24 protein-coding genes and 1 pseudogene are annotated in these 20,116 nt (G+C 62.6%); 7 read left to right on the top strand and 18 right to left on the bottom strand.

Translation table 11 applies throughout. From position 1 onward, the window contains the following. Positions 1 to 247: 247 nt before the first annotated feature. The 4 genes from NKH59_RS02710 (at position 248) to NKH59_RS02695 (ending at position 2,574) form a co-directional block, all read left to right on the top strand. On the top strand, positions 248 to 1,078 hold the full coding sequence (locus tag NKH59_RS02710; protein WP_352472864.1) for an SIR2 family NAD-dependent protein deacylase: 831 nt from the start codon (positions 248 to 250) through the stop codon (positions 1,076 to 1,078). Positions 1,079 to 1,196: 118 nt separating this feature from the next. Continuing rightward, the gene (locus NKH59_RS02705; protein WP_352472865.1) at positions 1,197 to 1,355 is read left to right on the top strand and encodes a hypothetical protein; all 159 of its coding nucleotides are present in this window, start codon (positions 1,197 to 1,199) and stop codon (positions 1,353 to 1,355) included. Positions 1,356 to 1,359: 4 nt separating this feature from the next. Further along, the gene (locus NKH59_RS02700; protein ID WP_352502170.1) at positions 1,360 to 1,992 is read left to right on the top strand and encodes a LysE family translocator; all 633 of its coding nucleotides are present in this window, start codon (positions 1,360 to 1,362) and stop codon (positions 1,990 to 1,992) included. An 84-nt stretch (positions 1,993 to 2,076) separates the two neighbouring features. Further along, complete coding sequence (locus tag NKH59_RS02695; RefSeq protein WP_352472867.1) at positions 2,077 to 2,574, top strand: hypothetical protein; 498 nt, start codon at positions 2,077 to 2,079, stop codon at positions 2,572 to 2,574. Between the two features lie 41 nt (positions 2,575 to 2,615). Here NKH59_RS02695 and NKH59_RS02690 read toward each other — a convergent pair whose 3' ends face one another. The 3 genes from NKH59_RS02690 to NKH59_RS02680 all read right to left on the bottom strand — a co-directional run bounded on the left by NKH59_RS02690 (position 2,616) and on the right by NKH59_RS02680 (position 3,654). Continuing rightward, on the bottom strand, positions 2,616 to 2,915 hold the full coding sequence (locus NKH59_RS02690) for a DUF982 domain-containing protein (protein ID WP_352502171.1): 300 nt from the start codon (positions 2,913 to 2,915) through the stop codon (positions 2,616 to 2,618). Between the two features lie 69 nt (positions 2,916 to 2,984). After that, positions 2,985 to 3,332, bottom strand: coding sequence for a DUF982 domain-containing protein (locus NKH59_RS02685; RefSeq protein WP_352502172.1), 348 nt, complete (start codon positions 3,330 to 3,332; stop codon positions 2,985 to 2,987). A 118-nt stretch (positions 3,333 to 3,450) separates the two neighbouring features. Beyond that, complete coding sequence (locus NKH59_RS02680) at positions 3,451 to 3,654, bottom strand: hypothetical protein (RefSeq protein WP_292657608.1); 204 nt, start codon at positions 3,652 to 3,654, stop codon at positions 3,451 to 3,453. 316 nt (positions 3,655 to 3,970) lie between these two features. On the opposite strand from NKH59_RS02680, the gene NKH59_RS02675 reads away from it, so the two are divergent. Beyond that, positions 3,971 to 4,534 carry a sigma-70 family RNA polymerase sigma factor gene (locus tag NKH59_RS02675; RefSeq protein ID WP_352488584.1) on the top strand — a complete coding sequence of 188 codons (564 nt, stop codon included), beginning with the start codon at positions 3,971 to 3,973 and terminating at the stop codon, positions 4,532 to 4,534. A 50-nt stretch (positions 4,535 to 4,584) separates the two neighbouring features. Then, a complete protein-coding gene (locus tag NKH59_RS02670; protein ID WP_352502174.1) occupies positions 4,585 to 4,713 on the top strand; it encodes a hypothetical protein in 129 nt (42 codons plus the stop codon). Positions 4,714 to 4,901: 188 nt separating this feature from the next. Here NKH59_RS02670 and NKH59_RS02665 read toward each other — a convergent pair whose 3' ends face one another. From NKH59_RS02665 to NKH59_RS02620, 10 genes and pseudogenes are all read right to left on the bottom strand, one after another. Then, positions 4,902 to 5,120 carry a hypothetical protein gene (locus NKH59_RS02665; protein ID WP_353020911.1) on the bottom strand — a complete coding sequence of 73 codons (219 nt, stop codon included), beginning with the start codon at positions 5,118 to 5,120 and terminating at the stop codon, positions 4,902 to 4,904. A 192-nt stretch (positions 5,121 to 5,312) separates the two neighbouring features. Then, a pseudogene (locus NKH59_RS02660) lies at positions 5,313 to 6,047 on the bottom strand (class I SAM-dependent methyltransferase); the annotation flags it as partial. Positions 6,048 to 6,106: 59 nt separating this feature from the next. After that, a complete protein-coding gene (locus NKH59_RS02655; protein WP_352502175.1) occupies positions 6,107 to 7,096 on the bottom strand; it encodes a GNAT family N-acetyltransferase in 990 nt (329 codons plus the stop codon). A 7-nt stretch (positions 7,097 to 7,103) separates the two neighbouring features. Beyond that, positions 7,104 to 8,168: a glycosyltransferase gene (locus NKH59_RS02650; RefSeq protein WP_352830888.1), complete on the bottom strand. Its 1,065-nt coding sequence runs from the start codon at positions 8,166 to 8,168 to the stop codon at positions 7,104 to 7,106. A 20-nt stretch (positions 8,169 to 8,188) separates the two neighbouring features. Continuing rightward, positions 8,189 to 9,121, bottom strand: a complete 933-nt coding sequence (locus NKH59_RS02645; RefSeq protein WP_352502177.1) for a glycoside hydrolase 5 family protein — start codon at positions 9,119 to 9,121, stop codon at positions 8,189 to 8,191. Then, the gene (locus NKH59_RS02640) at positions 9,114 to 9,875 is read right to left on the bottom strand and encodes a TIGR04290 family methyltransferase (RefSeq protein ID WP_352502178.1); all 762 of its coding nucleotides are present in this window, start codon (positions 9,873 to 9,875) and stop codon (positions 9,114 to 9,116) included. The genes NKH59_RS02645 and NKH59_RS02640 overlap by 8 nt, the downstream gene beginning before the upstream one ends. 2 nt (positions 9,876 to 9,877) lie before the next feature. Beyond that, positions 9,878 to 10,678: a nucleotidyltransferase family protein gene (locus NKH59_RS02635; RefSeq protein WP_352502179.1), complete on the bottom strand. Its 801-nt coding sequence runs from the start codon at positions 10,676 to 10,678 to the stop codon at positions 9,878 to 9,880. Continuing rightward, on the bottom strand, positions 10,678 to 11,781 hold the full coding sequence (locus NKH59_RS02630) for a CgeB family protein (RefSeq protein WP_353020783.1): 1,104 nt from the start codon (positions 11,779 to 11,781) through the stop codon (positions 10,678 to 10,680). Before NKH59_RS02630 ends, NKH59_RS02635 begins: the two co-directional genes overlap by 1 nt. A gap of 14 nt (positions 11,782 to 11,795) precedes the next feature. Further along, entirely contained in the window at positions 11,796 to 12,392 is a 597-nt protein-coding gene (locus tag NKH59_RS02625) for a histidine phosphatase family protein (protein WP_352472876.1), read from the bottom strand. Then, positions 12,389 to 13,492: an inositol-3-phosphate synthase gene (locus NKH59_RS02620; protein WP_352488477.1), complete on the bottom strand. Its 1,104-nt coding sequence runs from the start codon at positions 13,490 to 13,492 to the stop codon at positions 12,389 to 12,391. The genes NKH59_RS02625 and NKH59_RS02620 overlap by 4 nt, the downstream gene beginning before the upstream one ends. A gap of 239 nt (positions 13,493 to 13,731) precedes the next feature. On the opposite strand from NKH59_RS02620, the gene NKH59_RS02615 reads away from it, so the two are divergent. Beyond that, the gene (locus NKH59_RS02615; protein ID WP_353020781.1) at positions 13,732 to 15,477 is read left to right on the top strand and encodes a hypothetical protein; all 1,746 of its coding nucleotides are present in this window, start codon (positions 13,732 to 13,734) and stop codon (positions 15,475 to 15,477) included. Here NKH59_RS02615 and NKH59_RS02610 read toward each other — a convergent pair. The 5 genes from NKH59_RS02610 to NKH59_RS02590 all read right to left on the bottom strand — a co-directional run bounded on the left by NKH59_RS02610 (position 15,414) and on the right by NKH59_RS02590 (position 20,116). Continuing rightward, positions 15,414 to 15,611, bottom strand: a complete 198-nt coding sequence (locus NKH59_RS02610) for a hypothetical protein (RefSeq protein WP_023676132.1) — start codon at positions 15,609 to 15,611, stop codon at positions 15,414 to 15,416. The two genes, NKH59_RS02615 and NKH59_RS02610, sit on opposite strands and share 64 nt — an antisense overlap. Positions 15,612 to 15,718: 107 nt before the next feature. Next, positions 15,719 to 16,765: a UDP-glucuronic acid decarboxylase family protein gene (locus NKH59_RS02605; RefSeq protein WP_352472879.1), complete on the bottom strand. Its 1,047-nt coding sequence runs from the start codon at positions 16,763 to 16,765 to the stop codon at positions 15,719 to 15,721. Between the two features lie 23 nt (positions 16,766 to 16,788). Then, positions 16,789 to 17,898 carry a CgeB family protein gene (locus NKH59_RS02600; protein ID WP_352502182.1) on the bottom strand — a complete coding sequence of 370 codons (1,110 nt, stop codon included), beginning with the start codon at positions 17,896 to 17,898 and terminating at the stop codon, positions 16,789 to 16,791. Beyond that, a complete protein-coding gene (locus NKH59_RS02595; protein ID WP_352502183.1) occupies positions 17,895 to 18,989 on the bottom strand; it encodes a CgeB family protein in 1,095 nt (364 codons plus the stop codon). The genes NKH59_RS02600 and NKH59_RS02595 overlap by 4 nt, the downstream gene beginning before the upstream one ends. Next, positions 18,986 to 20,116: a CgeB family protein gene (locus tag NKH59_RS02590; RefSeq protein WP_352830885.1), complete on the bottom strand. Its 1,131-nt coding sequence runs from the start codon at positions 20,114 to 20,116 to the stop codon at positions 18,986 to 18,988. Before NKH59_RS02590 ends, NKH59_RS02595 begins: the two co-directional genes overlap by 4 nt.

Raw genomic sequence — 20,116 nt, 5'->3', positions numbered from 1 at the left:
CGTAAGCAGGAACAGACATAATGCTACTGAGTCAATCCGATTGCGATCCATCAGCTGCGCCGTGTTTGTTGAACACTCCCAACGCGTGACAGGCGCAGAAGTGCCAAATGGAATGAAATAAATATCGGATGGGGAGAGCTAAACTCGGCGGCGGGCGCTCGGGAGGCATTCAATCCGAAATCGGAGTTATTCTCCCGGTGGTCCGGGCTCGGCTGGAACGGAGCGGTATCTATTGCAGTTGTGTCGAATGCTGTCTGCAGTCGAGCAACTGGCCCAATCGGTGAAAGAGCGACGAGCGATCCTGTTCGTTGGAGCCGGGGTGTCGATGAGCGTCGGCTTGCCGTCTTGGCAAAAGCTCATCGAGCACATGCAAAACGAGCTCGGCCTTCACGAGGACATGATAGGCGCACCAGAGGCCAGCTATCAGGCCATTGCAGAATATTACCGGCTGAAGCAGGGGAGCCTCAGCCATTTGCGCAGTTGGATGGATCGCGAATGGAGCGTCTCGCGGGAAGAAGTGCAGCGATCGGCAATCCACAAGCTGATCGTATCGCTCGATTTTCCGATCATCTACACCACCAATTATGATCGCAACCTCGAGGTGGCCTTCGAGATCCATAGCCGCCCCTTTGTCAAAGTCGCCAATGCGAAGGACTTGCCAAAGGCCACCGGCGAGGTGACGCAGATCATCAAGTTCCACGGCGATTTCGACGACGATAAATCGTTGGTCCTGGCGGAGACCGACTATTTTGAACGGCTGTCGTTCGATTCGCCGCTCGATGTGAAATTTCGAGCCGACGCGCTAGGGCGCACCATCCTGTTCATCGGCTACAGCATGTCCGACATGAACATCCGTCTGCTGCTGCATCGGCTTTGGCAGACCTGGCGCAGGTCCGGTTACGAGAAGAACCGTCCGAAATCCTTCATCTTCATGTCGCAGCCGAGCATCGTCCAGGAGGCTGTTCTCGGCCGCTGGGGCATCGATATGCTGACCGAAGAGGCCGACGATCCTGAAGACGCGCTGCTCGCATTCCTGAACGAACTCAAGGACAGGGTCGGCCGGCCGGACGGCGCGTGAGAAAACCTGCGGAAACGAATTGGTCAGGCAGTGGGAACCGGCTGATCCGATGTGAGTTCGGGAGGACTAACATAGCCGGGACCGAGCCTTGGTGGGCGCACGCAAACACAAGCGAAGAATGTATGCCAAACACGACCTGTCGGCCGAGTTGGCCTATGAGATCGATTTTTTTGCCCGCAAGTGCGGCCTGACGAGGGACGAAGCGCTCAAGATGATGCGAGATGCCGGCCAGTTGAAGGACGGCGCAAAGGCATCTTGCGAAACCGGGGCGAAGTAGCGACGTGGATCCCGCTTCGTGGACGGCTTTTGTCGGAACGGTCATCCTGATGCAGATGCCGCCGGGGCCCGACAGTCTGCTGGTGATTGCGCGCGGCATCGGGCAGGGCCGTGATGTTGCCCTGTTCACCGTCCTGGGAATGACCCTCGGCGCCGGTATGGTCCAGCTGCCGCTGCTTGCCCTCGGCATATCGTCGCTGCTCCAGGCATCGCCGTTTGCCTTTGCCATGCTTCGATGGATGGGCGCAGCCTATCTGGTTTGGCTTGGATCGCGTCTGGTGCTGCTGCCGTCGGCCGGCGTCGCCGTCGAGGAGCCCCGCAGTGTCGGGGCGCTTGTGGCCGCACGCGAAGGAATGATCGCCAATCTGATAAATCCCTGGCCGATAACCTTCATGCTAGCTTTCCTTCCACAGTTGGTCGATCCCTCCCGCGGATCGGTCACGCTGCAATTGCTGCTGCTCGGTGGCACCCAGAAAATGACCGGTGTGTTGGTGCTGGGCACATATGCACTCGCATCCGGCACGCTCGGGACCTGGGTCATGAAACGCCCGAAGGTAAGGCTCTGGCAGCAGCGCGTGGCAGGCTGCTTCGTCGTCTGTCTCGGTATCCGCATGGCAGTCGGTGGCGCGCACCGCTGAGGACCAAGCGATGCACCGGCCACCGCCGATGGAACATCCGCCGACAATTTTCGTTGACCTGCTCCACAAGGCGAGAGGTCGAACATGTCGAAGTTCCAAGCCGCTACCCCGGAGCGTTTGCAGCAGCTCAGGCTTGAGGCGACGGCGCACTTTGCGCCACTCATACTGCGCGAGGCGCTGGTGCGTCTCTGCCGGGCCTGCGGAAACGATAATCTCGACCGGTTCGAGAAGACGATGGTCGACCAAATCGAGGCATCGCGTGACGAAAAAGCCGATTTCGACACGATGAAGGAATTTGCCATCGAACAGCTCTACGGCTGGATTCGAGAGGTAAAGTCTTCACCGGACATGAAGCAGCCACTGGAGAACGTAGATACCCGAAGGACCCCCGGCCGGTCTGAAGAGCCGCAAACGCTGGAAGACCAGTTGCAGGCGGGTCTGGAGGATTCTTTCCCGGCAAGCGACCCACCGGCTGTTGTGTCCACCGCGATTCCCGGCGGATCGAAGAAGCTGGTCGGAACCGACGAGGTCCTCAGGCAGCAGCGCGAGAAAAAGGCCGAGAACGCCAATCATTCGCGATAAACCAAGCTTTGGACGGAACTGCGGGAAAACAGCGTGCCGGTTCACCCGCTGTCCGACATGAAGGCTGTCAGGCCACGCGCGTCATGCGGCTCGCCTTCGACAAGAATGTTCGCCTCCCAAGCGGCGTCGACAAATGCTTGCCGCGCTTTGCCGGACGTAATTTCACCGGTCCGGGCGCGATTCAATACATCAGCGGCCGCCAGCGCCAGCGGAGCATTGCGCGCCGGCCATTTCTCGCTTTTCAGGCAATGTACTGCTTCGAAAACGGAACTGACCAATCGCGATCGCCCAGGCTTGCCGAAATAGATGCAAACAGGGGTATCGAACTCTGTTCTCAGCACCGTATTCCTCCCGGTTCAAGCAAGGTGGCCGCTTCAAGCAAGGTGGCCGCTTCAAGCAAGGTGGCCGCTTCAAGCAAGCTGGGCGTCTTCAGGGTCTACACGGCCGTCCGATGGGCGTTTCGGCCAGACGTCGTGGGCCTTCGCAGCTGTTGTGGGGCGTGCTGGTATTTCGGCTGCGATATCGTAGGCCAGAATGCCCGCCTTGCGGGCGAACGTATCGAACGCCGCGCGCACCGTCTCGACGTCGACCTCGTCAGCCAGCCCGGCGCGACAGGCGTCGAACGCCGCCTTGTGCGCCGGACCGCGGCTCGGCCATTCGTTTAAGACGTCATAGGCCTGCCAGATATTCTCGACATGGCGAGGGAAACCAAGGCCGACGAGAATTGGAACGGGACGGCCAAACGATTTTTTTGTCATCTGTGTCTCCGCGAAAGAGCCTGTCGCATCAACGTCCGGGGCGCACACGAGGCTCATGCTCTTTAACGCGGGATTGCTGCACGGGTTGCAGCAGGTTTGTTCGATCGTGCGCAGCCGGTCACTTGTTGGTCCGCATCTTTTGCCGGGGATTGATACCGCCTTGCGGCGTGGTGTCGTTCTCGACATCGCCTTCGAACGTATTGTTGCCCTGATCGAGCCGGTCGCCCTCCTTGATCGTGCCCCTGGAACTGCCGATGCCGGGATCGTTGGCAAGATCGCTATCGGCCGGCGTTTTGCCTTTGGCGTGCTTGTTTCCTGTCATGGACTCCTCCTGTTTCTTGAGGTTGCGGGCCGCCCTTGAGGTCGCAGCCAAGGCTCGCTGCGAGATCGCATTTCGACGCGCCAAATGTCGGCGCGCGAATTTGTCGGACGACCTTGATTTTGAACTCCGCGATCCCGATGGTTGTTCCGTCAAAAATATCGCCGTCGCCGGGATTGCTCAGCCAAGTCCTCTCCGGTGTCTGGAGCCGGGTGCTTTCGCCAACCGGAACGATCTTTCGCCCAATGCATTTAACTGGTCTGCGCTCACGAACTCATTCTGGACGGGAGCTGGACCATTGCCACCTACAGCCTACGCCTTGGCGACTCGCGAAACCGAAGAAGTTTCCATCGTCGACCTCATACCCGCTTTGAGGGCTTTCGCCCGCACCTTCTGCCGCACCCCCGATGATGCCGACGACCTGGTCCAGGAGACGCTGACCAAGGGCTTGGCTAACATTGACAAGTTCGAAGCTGGAACGCGCATGAAGTCATGGCTCTTCACGATCATGCGCAACACCTACTACACGCGTGTCAGGGCCGCGGTGAGGGAAGCGCCCGGCCTGCTCGACTGCGCTTCGCTGCGGCCGATCTCGGAAGCGACGCAGGAATGGTCCGTACAGGGCAAGGAGGTCCACCAGGCCATCCAGAGCCTTCCTGAGCATCAGCGCGAGGTTCTGATGTTGATAGGCGTTCTGGGCGTCAGCTATGAGGAAACGGCCGAAATATGCGGTTGCGCGGTGGGAACCGTGAAGAGCCGGCTCAACAGGGCACGCGCCGGCGTGCTGGAATACCTTGGCGAAAGTTCCTCGCAAACCCTGATGGAAAGGCGCAGCTATCTGTCCGAAGGACAACTGGACTTCGAAGCCGAGAGGCGCCGCTAATACACGTGACGTTAGTTGCTGGTCTCGCGCAAGCGCCTTTCGACAAGCGCATGCTGCAACTCGATCGCAAGTTTGGTCAGCCGGTCAGGAACCCTTTCCTGTTCGATGGCCGCAAGCAAGGAAGCGATTTCCCGGTCTATCGTCAGATCGGCACGCGTGCTGACAGAATCTTCCCTTGAGCGAGACATCGCGTTCTCTTGGCAAATGTTGGTCCCTTCACCTCACTCTGGTGGCAACAGTGCGAGTTTGCAAGAATTTGCAGGCCATCCATGCGACCGGCTTCGGTCCTTGCACAGCTTCGTCAGCGGTTGGCCTCTCGCTGCGTTTCAATTGCTCGCCGGCTGCAAGCCATATGCCGCCGCAACGATCAGTCTTTAGGCCGCCGATCCGCCGAATGATCCTGGTACTGCTCGGACTTGACCCGATTGCCGTCGAGCCCACGCTCCTTGGTGTGCTGCTTCTTGTCTCTGTTGGACAGAACGGCGTTCTCTCCGATCTTGTCCTTGGAAAGATCGGTCATCGCGCCAGCGCCAGCGCCTTTGCCGTGACTGCCGCGACCGATGTGCTTCTTGCTGCCGGACGCCATCTTGTCCTCCTTCATACCGTCGAATAGCGGCTTTTCCCGTTCGGCATCCGAACCAGCGTTGGGCCGCAATGTTCCGCCGGAAATCGTAAGCAGGAAGGCATCGCCGTCCCAGTGCCGGAACGGCTTTTCGCCGTCGACAAGGACTTGCATGCCATTTGCGTTGGCGAAGTTTTGGACATCGGCGCGATCCAGCGCCGGCGATCCGCGATATGAATAATTCAAAAGCGCGGCCATGCCCGGCCTCTTCAGCACGCGCGCGATTTCCACGAAATGTCGCTCCGCAAGGCCGGCCAGCACCAGATAGGGAAAGCTGTCGACGGCCAGCACGCGGTCGAAGCTGGCATCGCAAAAATCGGCAAGATCGAAACCGCGCGCAGGGCGGAATTCCACATTGCCGAGCCCGGCGCATCGCCGGCGGGCGATCGAGATCATCGCTGGGGATATATCGACGCCGACGAGCCGGTGCGACAGAGCGGAGAGCGCGCGTTCGAAGCGACCGATACCACAGCCGATGTCCAGTATGTCGCGGCCGGTGCCGGTAAAGCCTCGCCTCTCCAGCCATGCGACGATCTCAGCCGTAGCGGCAGAGAGGTTTTCCTCATCGCCCAACGACGACAGCTGGACGCTCGCCGCCGGGGAGATCGCCGCCGCCGCGTCAAACCCGGCCGCCAGCCGCTTGACGACCGCATCGTCGGTCTCGTCCTCGCCACGCTCGTGCCGAACGGCACCACCTGTTTTGCGCAGCGTGGCGAAGATCTCGGGCCTGCGCCGAAGCAGGTCGGCAATCCGTTGCAGTTTTGCCGTGTTTCGCGGGTCAGCCGAGTGCGTGTTTTGCGCAATCTTCGCCAATTCTGCAGCATCGATTCCTGTCTCGAAACGGAGAGCCAGCCTGGCGATGACGGCTTCGACGCCGGCACCGTCTGCCATGCAATCCTCCAGCACCCGCCTTGCTGATATCGACCGCCGAGATTCTGGCTGGGTCGCGCTCATCGCCCTTTGCTCCGCGTCCAGATCTTGCGCATCGTCCACCGGTCGACGGCGCCCCAGCTGTACTTGTAGGCCTCTTGTCCGCGCAGAAAATCGAACTCTTCCGCGCCTTCGCAGATCGCCTGCCTTATCGCCTGGCCGATGAGCAGCGCGCCGGGACTTTCCTCGGCATAGGCCGGATCGAAGCCACCGAAATAAGCGCAAGCGCGGCCACGATGATGGAACCCGTAATAGGCGCCCACGATCGCGTTACCGATCGTGATGAGCCAGCATCGGGCAAGCACCTGTGCGACCAGCTGCGGCAGCGCCTGACGGTGGAATGCTTCAACGCGGGAATCGGACAGAACGCCGTCGCCGTGTCCGGCCCAGCGCGCGCGATGAAGGCGGATCAGGTGGTCGAGGAATGTCTGCGGATCGGACAAAGCGGGTTCGATGGAGACACTGCCGCGTCTCGACGCGGCCCTGTGGGCGCGCCGCAATTGGCGCCTCCGCCGTGCCGGAACGCAGCCTTGAAGCGTCTGGTCGCCGGCGAGGGCGAGCACCGGGCAAGCGGCATGACCGACGGCTTGGCACGATTCGAGCGCGGCATGCCTGATGGCAAGGCCGGCGCCGCCGGGAGGCAGGTCCTGCAAGATCCACTGTGACCAGCCGACGGAAAGAACGGCGCCACCGATGACTGCGCCGACCGGTTCGGCCATCTCGGGAAGACAAAGGACATCCAGATAGTCGCTCAACGAAATGCCGAGCGGAAGCAATCGCGCGGCGGCGTCGTGGCGTTCCAGATAGAGTGGCGCCAGGCCGACCAGATCGTCGCCACGCCAGACGGCGACCGTCGCTAGCTCGCCGGGAGCAAATGTCCGCCACCATGGCAGCAACCATGCGGGAGACTGGAACGGCGTCGCCGAGGGACTGCGCGACCAGAGTTCCCACCAGTGCGGCTCGAGGGCTTCGAGGTCCGCCGGATCGTCGATGATCTGACTGCGGAGCATGTCCTGCTCACCTCGCCGTCGCGAGCTGCCCGCTGTCTGTGCCGAGCCGTGCCAGCGCCCGATAGGCGTCCATGTAGGAGGAAACCATGCGGTCGAGTGAAAAGCGCCGCCGCGCCTCGGCTCGGCAGGTCTCGGGGTCCAGGCTGCGTGCGGCAGCGATGGCTTCGGCCATCTCGTCGACATCCCCGACCAGATACCCGGTCTTGCCGTGCTCGACCACATCCGGCAGTGCGCCATTCGGGAAGGCCACCACAGGGGTGCCGCAGGCGAGCGCCTCCATTGCGACGAGCGAACTGGTCTCCGCGGCAAGGCTCGGGATGACTAGGCAGCGGGCTGTATTCAGCAGGCGCCGCTTGGCGACAAAGCCGAGCGGACCAAGGAAGCGGCGCCGGTCGTCCAGCCGGCGTTCGACCTCGTCGCGAAAATACGTTGTGTGCGTTTCATAGGGGTAGACCTTGCCACCGATGACCAGCGGCACGCTGGCCTTCTTGGCTGCGTCGAGCGCCAGATGGATGCCCTTTTCCGGGCAGACGCGGCTGAGCACGAGCGCAAAGTCGTGTTTGGCCTGCGGCTCGCTCAGCGCGTCGACGTCCACTCCGTTGGGAATCGGCCCAATCAGCCTGGCTCCCGGCGGCGCGGTTCTTTGCTGAGCCGCCGATACCGCATGCAGCCACAGATCCTCCCGCGCCGGATTGAGGGCGTCGGCCGGATACCAGTCGAGCGGCAAATGCAGGGTCACCAATGTCGGCCCGTCGCCCGGCAGATAGGCATCGAAATCGATACCGTGCAAATGGACCACGTCGATTCGCCAGCGAGCCCGTGCGGTAGCAATTGCGGCGCAATGAGCACGCTGCGCCCGGCGCTTGGCCGCTTCATCGAGCACGCCCGGTTCGGCCGGCGTCTCGATGAGGACACCCGCAGCGCTCGAGCCCTGGCAGCCGATCACGATCGAGCGGTGTCCGGCCTGTACGAGCGCCTGGTCGAGCATCGACAGCACCTGCTCGGCACCACCGACCGCATCCGGCCCGACCGGGGCGAGGGGATAGGCGACGTTGAGGACGGTGAGCGTCATGGCTGGAGAGCCGAAGCTCCTCACGCTGCGGAGGCGCGCAGCCTGCCGAACGAAGGGGCAGCGATGCTGCCGGCATATCGGCGCGTCATTGCCGCGCAGAAGTCGGCGAATTCCTCCGGCACCAGCGGCGGACTGCTGTGGTGCGGCATCATTCCGCGGTGTTCCGGCGTGAAGCAGAAAGTAACCGTCACGTCGAAGTCGGCCAAAGCTTCCATCTGCCGGTCGAACCAGTCAAGTGCGTTCGGCCTGAAGCTGTCGGCCCAGGAAAGCCCGGTGCGCAGATTGGTGACGCCGAGGCGTTTCATCCAGGCAACGGCATCGTCCAGCCGGTGATCTTCGAAATGGAACCACTGCACCAGTCCCATTGCCGGCGTGTGGTGCAGGAACTCCTCAAGCGCGGGCTTTGGCGTGCCGTCCTGGCGGAGCAAGCCCATGTAGAAATGGCGGTAGTAAGACGAGCCTTCCGCCTCGCGATGGCGCGTCGTCGCTTCCCACTCGCGCGGCAGGTCGTAGAGGCTGTACCATTGGATGCGCGGTGCGTTGCCGATCAGCAATTCCGCGGTCCGGCGCAGGCCCCAGACCTGTACCTCCTCGGCGCCGAAGGTCGACACGCCGACCTCGCTGACCCATACCGGAAGATCGGTGACAGCCGAAATCTCGCCGATCTTCTGCGGCCATTCGTGGATCTGCCAGAGGTTCCAGTCGAGCGGAAAGCCGTGCACGGCGACTGCGTCGACATGATCGAGCACGCCGAATTCCTTCATCCGTGTCATGAAGCCGGCATCGATCGGCGAGATGCCGCCAAGGACCTTGGTCAAGGCCGGATTCTCCAACGCGATCGCGTCAGCGGCCAGGATTGCCGTAGCGGCGAAGCGACTCCAGTCGGGGTCGAGCTCGGGATCCCAGTGGGATTTGTTGTTGGGCTCGTTCCAGATCATGGCGGCTTCAATCATTTATCTGTCCTTTCGACGGGTAGACGGCGCCGCCGCCGGCCGGCACGTCGCCGGTGCGGCAGAAATAGACCTCCTGCTCCGGTTGCAGCACGATCTCGAAGCCGGCGCTGCGCAGCATGGCTTCGGTGCAGGCGCGATTGGGAATCCACCAGTTGGTCGGGTCGTCGGCATAGCGATGCTCGATGAAATGCAGCTTTGGGAACTCCGGCCGGTCGAACAGGTCGTGGGTCCAGAAATGATAATTCTGCTCGAGCGCCGGCACGTTGGTGCTGCCGCGCTGCATCGACTGGAAGATCATCAGGTCCCGGGCGACGTGCTCCCGGATCAGATCGAGTGCGAGCAAGGGATGGCGCAAATGGTAGAGCACGCCCATGAACAGCACGATGTCGAACCGCTCATGCAGGGCGCCAACGTCGTAGACCGAGAGCTGCCGGAATTCGATGTCGCAGTCTGCTACCTCGGCGGCAAAGCGCGCCTGCGCCAGGTAAGCCTCATCGAAATCGATGCCAAGCACGCGGCCGGCGCCGCGGCGTTTCATCTCGATCGAATAGAAACCCGCATTGCAGCCTATGTCGAGCACCGCCTTGCCGGAAAGATCGGCGGGAATGGCGTCGGCGAATTTGCGCCATTTGATCAGCGGATAGTTGCCAAGGAAATGGTCGGGAGCGGTTTCGATGCCGGCCAGTTCCATATTGTGGAACCATGGGCCGAGCGCATCGATACGGCGGCGGATTTCGGCATCGGAATGCAGCATGGCTAGCCTCCTTCGCCTGCGAGGACAGGGACGTGCTGGTGGCCGGGCAGCGTAATGGCGGCTTGGTCGTCCTTGGTACCGGCGGCGCTTTCAAGCAGGCGAAGTGCGGTGCGATAGCCGTTGAAGGTGCCGACGTCGACATAGGCGGTGCCAGCCTTGATGCCGCAGGCATCGCCTCCGGCGGCGAGATAGGCATTGACCAGCGTGCCGATATATTCGTCGCACCGGTCCCGTTCCCGCCACAGCGCGGCGAGCTGGTGAAGGGTGCGGCCGGGCATCTTGAACGCACCCCAGATCCAGTTCGACGCGGCATTCTGCTGTTTGACCTGGATTTGCTTCACCCGGCTGTCCTGGTCGACAACGACGGCGTCGAAGAACTCCGGCTGGTCCACCGGAAACAGCAGGAAGGACAGGCCGTCGTCCGGGAGGGCCAGGAAGCCGTCTTCGGGAAACCAGATCGTATCGGGCAACCCGACCAGAACGGTCTCATCGGCTGTGACGAGCGGTGCGGCACGGAAGATGGCGTCGCAAAGGCCGACCGGAGAGGGCTGCACCACAAACAGCGCAGTCGCGTCGGCATAGCCGGCAGAATAATATTCGAGGATATCCGACTTACCCGAGCCGATGACGAAGCAGATCTTGTCGGCCCCCGCGCGCACCATGCGGCGCACCAGGTATTCGCTGACCGCGCAAGGCCGCTCGGTGTTGCCGTCGATGCGGCTGCCGACCGGCAGAAGCTCCTTCGAAAAGCCGAGCGGCTGGATGCGGCTTCCCCGTCCGGCTGCGGGCACGATGCCCAACATCAAACTGCCTCCTTCAACGGCTCGCCATGCGTGGAGCCGTGCAGTGCATCGGACAGGATGCGGTCGAATTCCTTCGCGCGCCGTGCCGAGGTGTGTTCCTCCAGCACCCGCTCGCGCGCTCGGCGGCGGATGGCGTCAAGCTCGGCGTCGGACAGGTCGAGCGCGGCGACCACGTCGTCGGTGCTGTTCGCCACGACGATCTCTTCGCCGGGCCGGAAAAAGGCCTGCAGTCCCGGCCATGTGTCGCTCACCATCGCGGCACCGCAAGCGGCGGCTTCGAACAGCCGGCCGGATGGGCACCAGCCCCTTTCTGCCATCGCCTCGCGGGTCACATTCAGAGTCAGCCGTGATGATGAAAAGAAGGCGGGGTGGTCGGCGGGCGGCAGGTGACGGACGAAGAAAATATTGTCGCTCCACGGGAATTCCTGCGGATATTGTGCGCCGCCAATGATGAAGCGGCGCTCCGGCAGGCGCGCAGCCGGACTGACCAGCAGCCTCTCGACCCCGGCCTGGCGGTCTGCCGCATAGGTCCCGAGATAGGAAAGGTCGCCGGCAAACTCCGGCCTGGGCAGAGCCGGCCGGTGTCGCTCTGGATCGACATGGCCGTAGAGCGGCATGACGTGGCGCGCACCCAGCATCGACCTCAATGCGTCGATCGCGGTTCCTCCCGTGTAGCTCAGCACGAGATCGAAATCGCGAAGCCCTTCCGGCCCGAAATAGGCCGGAGGCTCACCTTGTTCGATCCGCGCCAGCGTCACCGGCGTGTCCAGATCGTAGAACACCTTCAGTCCGCGGCAGGCCTGGTGGGCAAGGCGCGACGCGCTCACGGCATCGGGGCAATAGGAGGTGACGATGACGACATCGGCCTCACTCATCGCCTGCTCGGCAACGCTCTGGATGTCCTGCCAGTCCGGATAAAGGACAATGCTGCCGCCATCCAACTGATCGAGGTCGCGCGTCCCGGCATAATAGGGAGTGTTGCGTTCGAAGAAGGTGATGGACCAGCCCAGCCCGGCCATCGCCCGGATCAATCCGCGCCACAGTGTGGCGTGCCCATTGCCCCACGACGATGTCACGGTAAGACCGAAAATAGCCATGCGCATCCGGCAATTCCTCGTCAGGCAGCTTCGTTGAGTCTGATCAGCTTCGACCCCCAGTCCCCCCAAACAACCGTGGTGATCGAGGCTGGGTCGATATCGAAGCGAAAGCAGTTCCCCAGCGACAGGCCGAGCACCTTGCACACGGCGGCCTTGATGACGTCGGCATGGCTGACCAGTGCGACGCCCTGGTTCTGGTACGTGCCGCGGACCTGCTCGATCAATGAGACGACGCGTTGCTGCACGTCCAGCATGGTCTCGCCGCTCGGTGTTCTCGCCTGCTGACGCTGGTCGTTCCACACCCGCCAGTCGGCATCCTGGTTCAGCTCCTCGAAGGTCTTCCCCGACCAGGTGCCGAAGTCGATCTCATCGATCTCCTCGCGGATCGCGATTTCACCGGCATTGCAGGCGAGCGCGATCGGATTGGCAGTCTCCTGCGTGCGTTCGCGCGGGCTGCAGAAGATTGCCGCTATCGCCTCACGTGCCATGCGGTCTGCCAGATGCGAGGCCTGTGCCTTGCCGGCTTCGCCGAGGCAAACGCCGGCCATCCTTCCGGCAAGATAACAGCCGACATTGTCGTGCGCGGCGTGGCGCACCAGAAAGAACGTCGTCGTCATTCCGCGGCATCGAGCATCGGCTCGTCCTTGCCGGCGATAAAAGAGAGCGTGCGCTGGCGCGCTTCCGCGTCGGTGAACTGCTCGGGCGGCGATTTCATGAAATAGCTGCACGGACCGGTCAGCGCGCCCGCGATACCGCGGTCGAGCGCCAGCTTGGCGCAACGCACCGCATCGATGACGACGCCGGCCGAATTGGGCGAATCCCACACTTCCAGCTTGAGCTCGGCATTGAGCGGTACGCCGCCAAAGGTCGTGCCTTCGACCCGGATATAGGCCCACTTGCGATCGGTCAGCCACGGGACATGGTCGCTCGGCCCGACGTGAATGTTGCCGGGCTCCAGGGGAACGTCGATCTGGCTGGTGACGGATTGCGTCTTTGAGATCTTCTTCGATTCCAGCCGCTCGCGCTCCAGCATGTTGAGGAAGTCGGTGTTGCCGCCGAAATTGAGCTGGTAGGTGCGATCGATGCGCACGCCGCGCTCGCGGAACAGGTTGGCGAGCAGCCGGTGGACGATCGTCGCACCGACCTGGCTCTTGATGTCGTCGCCGATCAGCGGCAGGCCGTGCTGCTCGAAGCGCCGGCGCCACTCCGGCCGCGAGGCGATGAAGACGGGTATGCAGTTGACGAAGGCACAGCCCGCCTCGAGCGCGCACTCGGCATAAAAGCGCGTTGCCTCCTCCGAACCGACAGGCAGATATGACACCAGGATTTCGGCGCCGCTTTCGGCGAGGATCTTGCTGATGTTGGCGACGGGTTCGTCGGCCTCCACGATCTCGTCACGCAGATATTTGCCGATGCCATCCAGCGTCGGTCCGCGTTCGACGCGGGCGCCGGTAGGCGCTACATTGGCAAAGCGGAAAGTATTGTTCGGCGCGCTGTAGATCGCGTCGGCCACATCGCGTCCGACCTTGCCCTTGGCGACGTCGAAAGCGCAGACCACCTCGATGTCCTTGACATGGTAGCCGCCAAGATCGGCATGCATCAGCCCGGGTATGGGCTCATTGCTTCTTGCGTCGCGGTAATAGGTGATGCCCTGAACAAGGGAGGAGGCGCAGTTGCCGACGCCGACTATTCCGATCCGAACTTTCTTCGATCCCACGAAACCGCTGCCTATGCTGTTGAAGGTAAGTTCTTCGTGCCAAACCGCCTGCCTCGCTGATTGTTCCTTGCCGGCTGCAAAAATCGTGCAACCGATGGTGGATCAAAGTAGCGCTCGCCGAGTTGTGCAGTGAGGCCAACCGGGACGGGACAATGATCGTCTATGGCGACCACAAGCGAATTGAGAGCGCGCGACATGTTCGCAGCTCGGCCTGCGAAGCGGCCGGGCACATTGCGGACATGCCCAGCGGGATCGAACGCCACGCAGCCCTGGTCGGCCTGTTCATCAAGACCTCGGAATTGGTCCAGGGCCTTGCCGATGCTGAATTCGAGGCCAACGGCATGGACAGGAATTCCCGACAGCGGATCGCGGGCGCAAATCTCCTGGTCGGCTTGGCCCGGGACGTGGGCAGATCGTGGAGGGCCGGATTCGCCGTCGACGGCCCGATCGATGCCGACGTGCCGCGAATGCTGGCCGAACTCGATTGCGACGGCGAAATCCTCATCGGCACGGCCGAGGGCTACGCGCATTACGCGCTCTATCCGGAAAGCTATTTGGTCGCCGCGCGGCAGTCGGGTCTCGATGCGAACACATGCGTAATCGGCATCCGCAGCATCGGCCTGGGGCTTGCAGCGATAGTGGCTGCAGCCATCGGCGCACCGGCACCCGTCAGCGTCCGTCCGACCGGTCATCCGTTTCGCAGGCGGCTTGCCGCCGATCCGGAGTTGATCGGTAGCTGGATGGCGAAGCCGTCGGCCCGCTTTGCCATCGTCGATGAGGGCCCGGGCCTGTCCGGCAGCTCGTTTCACGCCGTCGTCGCATGGCTGCAAGCGCTGGATATCGATGCCGGGCGCATCCATCTGTTCCCCAGCCATTCGGGTGGGCCGGGGGCCGAGGCATCGGCGGACATCCGTGAGGCATGGACGGTTTGCCAACAACACACAGCGGATTTCGAACGGACTTTCCCCGCGGGATCCGCTCTGCCGGCGCTGCGGGATTGGGTGGCCAGGACGATCGGCCGCGCAGCGGTCAGCCTGATGGAAATATCCGCCGGAGAGTGGCGTCGCTTGCATTATGGCTCGCAGGATCATTGGCCACCCGTCCACCGCGGCTTCGAGCGGCGAAAGTTTCTTGCTTCTGCGGGCCGGGAAAAATGGTCGGTCAAATTCGTCGGCCTCGGTGAAATCGGAATGCACAAGGCCGAGACTGCCAGGAGGCTGCATGACGCAGGCTTTGGCCCGGAAATTGCCGGGCTGTGCCATGGCTTTCTCGTCGAACGCTGGAGCGACGGTGCAACGCTGGAGCGGGCAAGGCATTCGAAACAAAAAATGGTCGCTCATCTCGCGCGCTATCTGTCCTGGCGCGCAGCCAATCTGCCCGCCTCCGAACCGGGCGCCTCGCTGAAGGCGCTTGCCGACATGGCCGTGCGGAATACAAGCGAGGCTTTGGGCGAAAGCCGCGCGGCGGAGCTGCGGAACTGGTTCTCGAAACAGGCTCCACCAAAGACCATGCAGCGGGTCGAAATCGACGGGCGGCTTCATCCGTGGGAGTTCATCCTTTCGCGCGGCGGAACGCTGATCAAGACGGACGCCCTCGACCATTGCCGATCGCACGATCTGATCGGCTGCCAGGACATCGCCTGGGACATTGCCGGCGCCCGTGTCGAGTACAGCCTCTCCGACGCGGCGACTGCGGCACTGTGCAAAGCTGTCGAGGCGACTACGTCTCGTCCCGTCGATGCCAAACTGGTCCACTACTACGAGCCCTGCTATCTCGCCTTCCAGCTTGGCTTGTGGAGCATGGCTGAGCGATCGGGCGATGATCGGGAACAGATCCGGCTGGCGGCCGCGGCAAGACGTTACGCTGCCGCGCTGCTTCGTTTCCTGGAAAGCCAAGGCGACCTGCCGCCGCTCGAGCGGGATCAGTCCAGCCGGCGCAGCATATCCGCTTCCTTTTCGAGGATGGCGGCTACCTCCTCGCGCTGAAGATGCGTCATCATCAGGCTCACACAACATTCCAGATAGGTAATAGAGGCGCGCCGCAGGAAGGCAGCCGTCTCCTTTGCGGCCATTTGTTCGATGTCTTTGGCGGATCGCTTCGGATGCACAATCGTCTCCATGCCGGTACCTTGGCAGAACCAGAAGCTGGACGGGTTGTTCCCGCGACGAGAAAAAGTGACCAATCCGAAACGACCGCGCGATCATGCAGCGGCCAGCACTCCTCGCCTCAGGCCGGCAGGTTTTGCAGCCGGCCTGATGCAGAACGCACGGTGGCGGCAATTCGACGTCTTCTGTCGATCATCTGCGCCGTCTCAAGCTCGGCAAAATAGCCGATCGTGTGCATCAAACCCTGCCTGAGCGGCACTTTTGGCGACCAGCCGAGAAGCTTTCTTGCGCGGGAAATGTCGGGTTGCCGACGACGAGGATCGTCTTGCGGCAGCGGCAGGAATTTCAGGCCCGATTTGGTTGCGGTCATGCCTCTCACCAGGCTCGCCAGTTGCAGGATGGTGAACTCCCCCGGATTGCCCAGATTAACCGGCTGGCGTGGATTGGGATCGACCTCCATCAACCGGATCAAGCCGTCGACCAGATCGGAAACGTAGCAGAACGACCTGGTCTGCAGCCCGTCGCCGAATATCGTCAGCGGCCGTCTCTCGAGTGCCTGCATGATCAGATTGGAAACGATCCGTCCGTCCGCAGGGTCCATCCTGGGACCATAGGTGTTGAAGATGCGCGCGACACGGATATCGGCCTTTCCCATTCTCAAATAATCGAAGCATAAGGTTTCGGCGGTGCGCTTGCCTTCGTCATAGCAGGCGCGGGGGCCGATGCAGTTCACGTGGCCGACATAGTCTTCCTTCTGCGGATGCTGTTCGGGATCGCCATAAATTTCGCTGGTGGACGCCTGCAGGAACCGGGCGCCATTGCGGGCGGCGAGCTCCAGCAGATTGAGCGTTCCGATGACGCAAGTCCGCGTCGTATGGACCGGGTCGGCCTGGTAACGCGGCGGCGAGGCCGCGCACGCCATGTTGAAGATGCGGTCAACCGGTTCGCCAAGCTCCAACGGTCGGCAAATGTCTTGCTTGATCAGCCGAAAATCCGGACGATCGGCGATCGATGCTATGTTCTCCATGCGGCCGGTAAGGAAATTGTCGACGCAGATCACGCGCCAGCCGGCCTGGAACATTGTCTCGCAAAGATGCGAACCGAGGAAACCTGCGCCGCCGGCGACAAGCACGGTCTTGGTCCGTTGCGCCTTTCTTGATAGCTGCATCTCTATCTTCTCCCGTCTGCGGGTCATGCTGCGCTCTCGACGTCCAGATCGAGAACAGAACGTGGCGATTTGGCCTGCGCCAGCAGCGAAACGAATTCGCGGGCTCTTGCGATGCTTGTGTGAGCTGCGAGGATGAGCACGCGCGCCTGCCTGGCCATGGCAAGCCGGGCGCCGTCGGATTCCCCGGACAGGATACCGACTACGTCCTCGGTCCTGCGAGCCGTGTGGATCGTCCGCTCTGGAAACAGGCTGTCCAGTCCGGCCCAGCTATCGCTGATGATCGCCGTACCGCAGGCGGCTGCCTCGAAGAGGCGCACGCTGGGCGACCATCCGGCCGCGATCATGGAACTGCGCGTGACGTTCAACGTGTAGCGTTGGCGGCTGTAAAAGGCGGCGTGATCTGCCGGCGGCAGGTGTTCGATGCGATCCACATTGTCCGGCCAGGCGATTTCGCGCGGATATTGCGAGCCTGCCACGACGAAGCGGCGCTCCGGCATGCGACGCGCCGGTTCGAACAGCAGCGCCTCCAGCGTCGCCTGGCGGTCGGGGCTGTAGGTGCCGAGATAGCCGAGATCCCATCGAGTTGGATCACCGGTTCCGTGATGCCGTTCCGGGTCGACGGAGCAGTAGAGCGGCTCGGCCCGCCTCGCGCCGAATTCCGCCGTCAGACGGGCAAGCGTCGGCCCGCCGGTGAAGGAGAAATAGACGTCGAAATACGGGACCTGCCGCCGGCCAATGTACTCGCAATCATCGCTCGAAAGCTTTGCCAGCGTGATCGGCGTGTCGATGTCGTAGAAGCAGAACTGACCCGTGCACAGCGATGCCACGACGTCGATGATTTCAGGGCCTTCGGGAACGAAGGAGCCGACGACCACGATATCGGCATCGCGCAGGCAGCGCGCAAAATTGCGGCGAAGATCATCGATCGTTTCATAGTAGCGCAAGGCGCAGAAATCGGGATCGCGCAGATCCCGGTGACTTGCGTACCACGGCACGTCGCGTTCGAGAAAAGTGACGCGGTGGCCGAGTTCGTGGAGACCTTTAAGCAGCCCCCGAAAGGTGGTGGCGTGGCCGTTTCCCCAGGATGAGGAGAGCGACAGGCCAAGAAAGACGATGTCGAGCGGCTTTGTCATTCGGCCGCCTCCACGGTCGGACGCTCGAAATGGCGCCTGAAGATGGCGTCGGCCAAAATGGCACGTGTCGTATAGGTATGTTCGCCAAGCACGCGCCGAAGCGCCGATGTCCCGATCGCCTTAGCCCGTTCGGCACTAAGGCTTTGCATGATCTCGGCGACGTCCTCGCCATCGCGCGCGACCAGGATTTCCTCTCCGGGTTTCAGGAACAGGTCCACGCCGAGCCAGGCGTCGGTGATGAGGCATGCGCCGGCGCCCGCCGCCTCGAAAACGCGCGTCGCAGGTGAAAAGCCATTGGCCGCCATGCTGTCGCGGCTGATGTTCAGCACCGCCTTGGCCGTGACGTTCAATGCATTGTGGTCACGCGTGCCGACATGGCCGAGCCATCGGACATTGGCGGGCATCTGCTTGTCGCCCCAGCCCGATCCGCCGAGCAGGAAGCGCTGATCGGCGGAGCGGCCGGCCGGGTCGAGGAAGAAGGCCTCGACGCGCGCCTCGCGGTCCGGCAGCCGGTTGCCGAGAAAGGCGAGATCGCAGGCAAAGCGCATATCCTTGCCGACCGGATGATGCGTTTCCGGATCGAGCGCGTTGTAGATCGGCACGCATTCGGCCGCCCCCATTGCCCGATAGGCCCAGACCACCGGGTCGCCGCCGCCATAGGTCAGCACGAGGTCGATTTCCTGCAGCGCGCGATGCAGCGGATGGTCGGGCTCGTCGCGCAACTGGCCAAGCGTCGCCGGCGCATCGACATCCCAGAATACGGTGAGCGCATCGGCACGGGCGTGATCGAGCACCGCCCGCAGGAGCGCGTCGTCGGCGAAACCGACGCCGCTCGCCTTGACGACGATATCTGCCTCCGCCGCTCGCGCCGCCACCTGCATCATGGCATGCGGAGTGGCCTCGTAGACGACGACGGCACACCAGTCCGGCGCCTCGATATCGCGGTTCTTCTGGCGATCGTAGACGTCCGGCTCGTAGAAGGTGATGTCGTAGCCGAGCCTTGCCAGGGCCTTGAGCAGTCCGCGGTAATAGGTGGCCGCGCCGTTCCAATAGGACGACAGCAGGCTCGACCCGTAAAATGCGATCTTCATTCGGCGGCCTCCTTTGCAAGGATCGTGTCGGCGGCTTGGCGGTGCCCGCATTCGGCGAGCACGCCGAACAGCTCATCCGCCCGGTGCCGGCATGTGTGCCGCAAGCGAATGGTCTCGAGGCCCGACGTCGCCAGAGAAGCGGCGAGATCCGCGTCGTGCAGCACGGCGCGAAGATGACGCCGCATCTCGGAACCGTTGTTTGCAAACAGAAAATCTACGCCTGGCCTGAACAGGCATTCGACATCGGACCACGGCGCCGAAACCAGCGGGATGCCGCAGGCGAGCGCCTCGAACATGCGGATGGTCGGGATGCCGGGCAGGCTTTCGCGGTATGGACGCCGCGGGATGTGAATCGTGATGCGGTTCGCCGCGAATGCCTTCGGCACGTCGGCATTGGCGATCCAGCCTTCGCAGCGCAGGCCGGCGGCCGCAAGGTCGGCGAGCGCCTCCCGCGGATAGCGAACGCCGTGGACGGTTCCGCTCAGGCCGAGTTCACGCACCGGGCCGACCAGGAACTCCCTGATTTCGGCACTGCGCTCGTCGTCGCCCCAATTGCCGATCCAGATAAGGTCGGAACCACGCTCGATTTCAGGATGCGGCTGGAACAGGTGGTCATCGGCTGCTTCATGCCAGGTGAAGACCCGCTTGCCCCATCCGGCGCGAAGATAGCTTTCCCGCAGCGCCTCGCCGAAGGCGAGCACGCCGTCGTAATGTTCAAGCCGCAAGGCGGAAATCGCTTGCGTAGCCGAGATAGCGCGATGGTGCGTGTCGTGGAACAGCAGCGTGAAACGGCCGCCAGTTGCTTTCGCCCTGCCCAGCCGCGCAACAAGGTCCGGCTCGGTCCACTCATGCACGATCACCACATCGGCGTCGGAGATCCAGGCTTCGTGGTCGAAAGCGGCATCGTAGGTCACCGGCATCAACTCGGGAAAGTCCTTCCGGAATCGCTCGATCGCGAAGGACCCTTTCTCGGCCAGCAGGTTCGACCGGCTCCAGCCGTCGGCGGGCTCCAGCGCGATAGCCTGGTGCCCGCGCGCGACCAGCTCGCGCATGATGCCGCGCAGGAAATGTGCGTTGCCGTGGTTCCAGTCGGAAACGATCGAGTGGGTGTAGAACAAAAACCGCAT

It is taken from the genome of Mesorhizobium sp. M0998 (assembly GCF_040318885.1).
Lineage (GTDB): Bacteria > Pseudomonadota > Alphaproteobacteria > Rhizobiales > Rhizobiaceae > Mesorhizobium.
The sequence above is the reverse complement of the archived record's forward strand: the minus strand, read 5'-3'. Positions and strand labels throughout refer to the sequence as shown.

Excerpts from the sequence above, each read along its gene's own strand:
- NKH59_RS02650 (WP_352830888.1), bottom strand. The coding sequence starts at position 8,168 with ATGACGCTCACCGTCCTCAACGTCGCCTATCCCCTCGCCCCGGTCGGG.
- NKH59_RS02615 (WP_353020781.1), top strand. The coding sequence starts at position 13,732 with ATGCCCAGCGGGATCGAACGCCACGCAGCCCTGGTCGGCCTGTTCATC.
- NKH59_RS02645 (WP_352502177.1), bottom strand. The coding sequence starts at position 9,121 with ATGATTGAAGCCGCCATGATCTGGAACGAGCCCAACAACAAATCCCAC.
- NKH59_RS02705 (WP_352472865.1), top strand. The coding sequence starts at position 1,197 with ATGTATGCCAAACACGACCTGTCGGCCGAGTTGGCCTATGAGATCGAT.
- NKH59_RS02635 (WP_352502179.1), bottom strand. The coding sequence starts at position 10,678 with ATGTTGGGCATCGTGCCCGCAGCCGGACGGGGAAGCCGCATCCAGCCG.
- NKH59_RS02670 (WP_352502174.1), top strand. The coding sequence starts at position 4,585 with ATGCTGCAACTCGATCGCAAGTTTGGTCAGCCGGTCAGGAACCCTTTC.
- NKH59_RS02590 (WP_352830885.1), bottom strand. The coding sequence starts at position 20,116 with ATGCGGTTTTTGTTCTACACCCACTCGATCGTTTCCGACTGGAACCAC.
- NKH59_RS02610 (WP_023676132.1), bottom strand. The coding sequence starts at position 15,611 with ATGGAGACGATTGTGCATCCGAAGCGATCCGCCAAAGACATCGAACAA.
- NKH59_RS02680 (WP_292657608.1), bottom strand. The coding sequence starts at position 3,654 with ATGACAGGAAACAAGCACGCCAAAGGCAAAACGCCGGCCGATAGCGAT.
- NKH59_RS02630 (WP_353020783.1), bottom strand. The coding sequence starts at position 11,781 with ATGCGCATGGCTATTTTCGGTCTTACCGTGACATCGTCGTGGGGCAAT.
- NKH59_RS02685 (WP_352502172.1), bottom strand. The coding sequence starts at position 3,332 with ATGACAAAAAAATCGTTTGGCCGTCCCGTTCCAATTCTCGTCGGCCTT.
- NKH59_RS02695 (WP_352472867.1), top strand. The coding sequence starts at position 2,077 with ATGTCGAAGTTCCAAGCCGCTACCCCGGAGCGTTTGCAGCAGCTCAGG.
- NKH59_RS02640 (WP_352502178.1), bottom strand. The coding sequence starts at position 9,875 with ATGCTGCATTCCGATGCCGAAATCCGCCGCCGTATCGATGCGCTCGGC.
- NKH59_RS02655 (WP_352502175.1), bottom strand. The coding sequence starts at position 7,096 with ATGCTCCGCAGTCAGATCATCGACGATCCGGCGGACCTCGAAGCCCTC.
- NKH59_RS02600 (WP_352502182.1), bottom strand. The coding sequence starts at position 17,898 with ATGACAAAGCCGCTCGACATCGTCTTTCTTGGCCTGTCGCTCTCCTCA.
- NKH59_RS02710 (WP_352472864.1), top strand. The coding sequence starts at position 248 with ATGCTGTCTGCAGTCGAGCAACTGGCCCAATCGGTGAAAGAGCGACGA.
- NKH59_RS02595 (WP_352502183.1), bottom strand. The coding sequence starts at position 18,989 with ATGAAGATCGCATTTTACGGGTCGAGCCTGCTGTCGTCCTATTGGAAC.
- NKH59_RS02665 (WP_353020911.1), bottom strand. The coding sequence starts at position 5,120 with ATGGCGTCCGGCAGCAAGAAGCACATCGGTCGCGGCAGTCACGGCAAA.
- NKH59_RS02625 (WP_352472876.1), bottom strand. The coding sequence starts at position 12,392 with ATGACGACGACGTTCTTTCTGGTGCGCCACGCCGCGCACGACAATGTC.
- NKH59_RS02605 (WP_352472879.1), bottom strand. The coding sequence starts at position 16,765 with ATGCAGCTATCAAGAAAGGCGCAACGGACCAAGACCGTGCTTGTCGCC.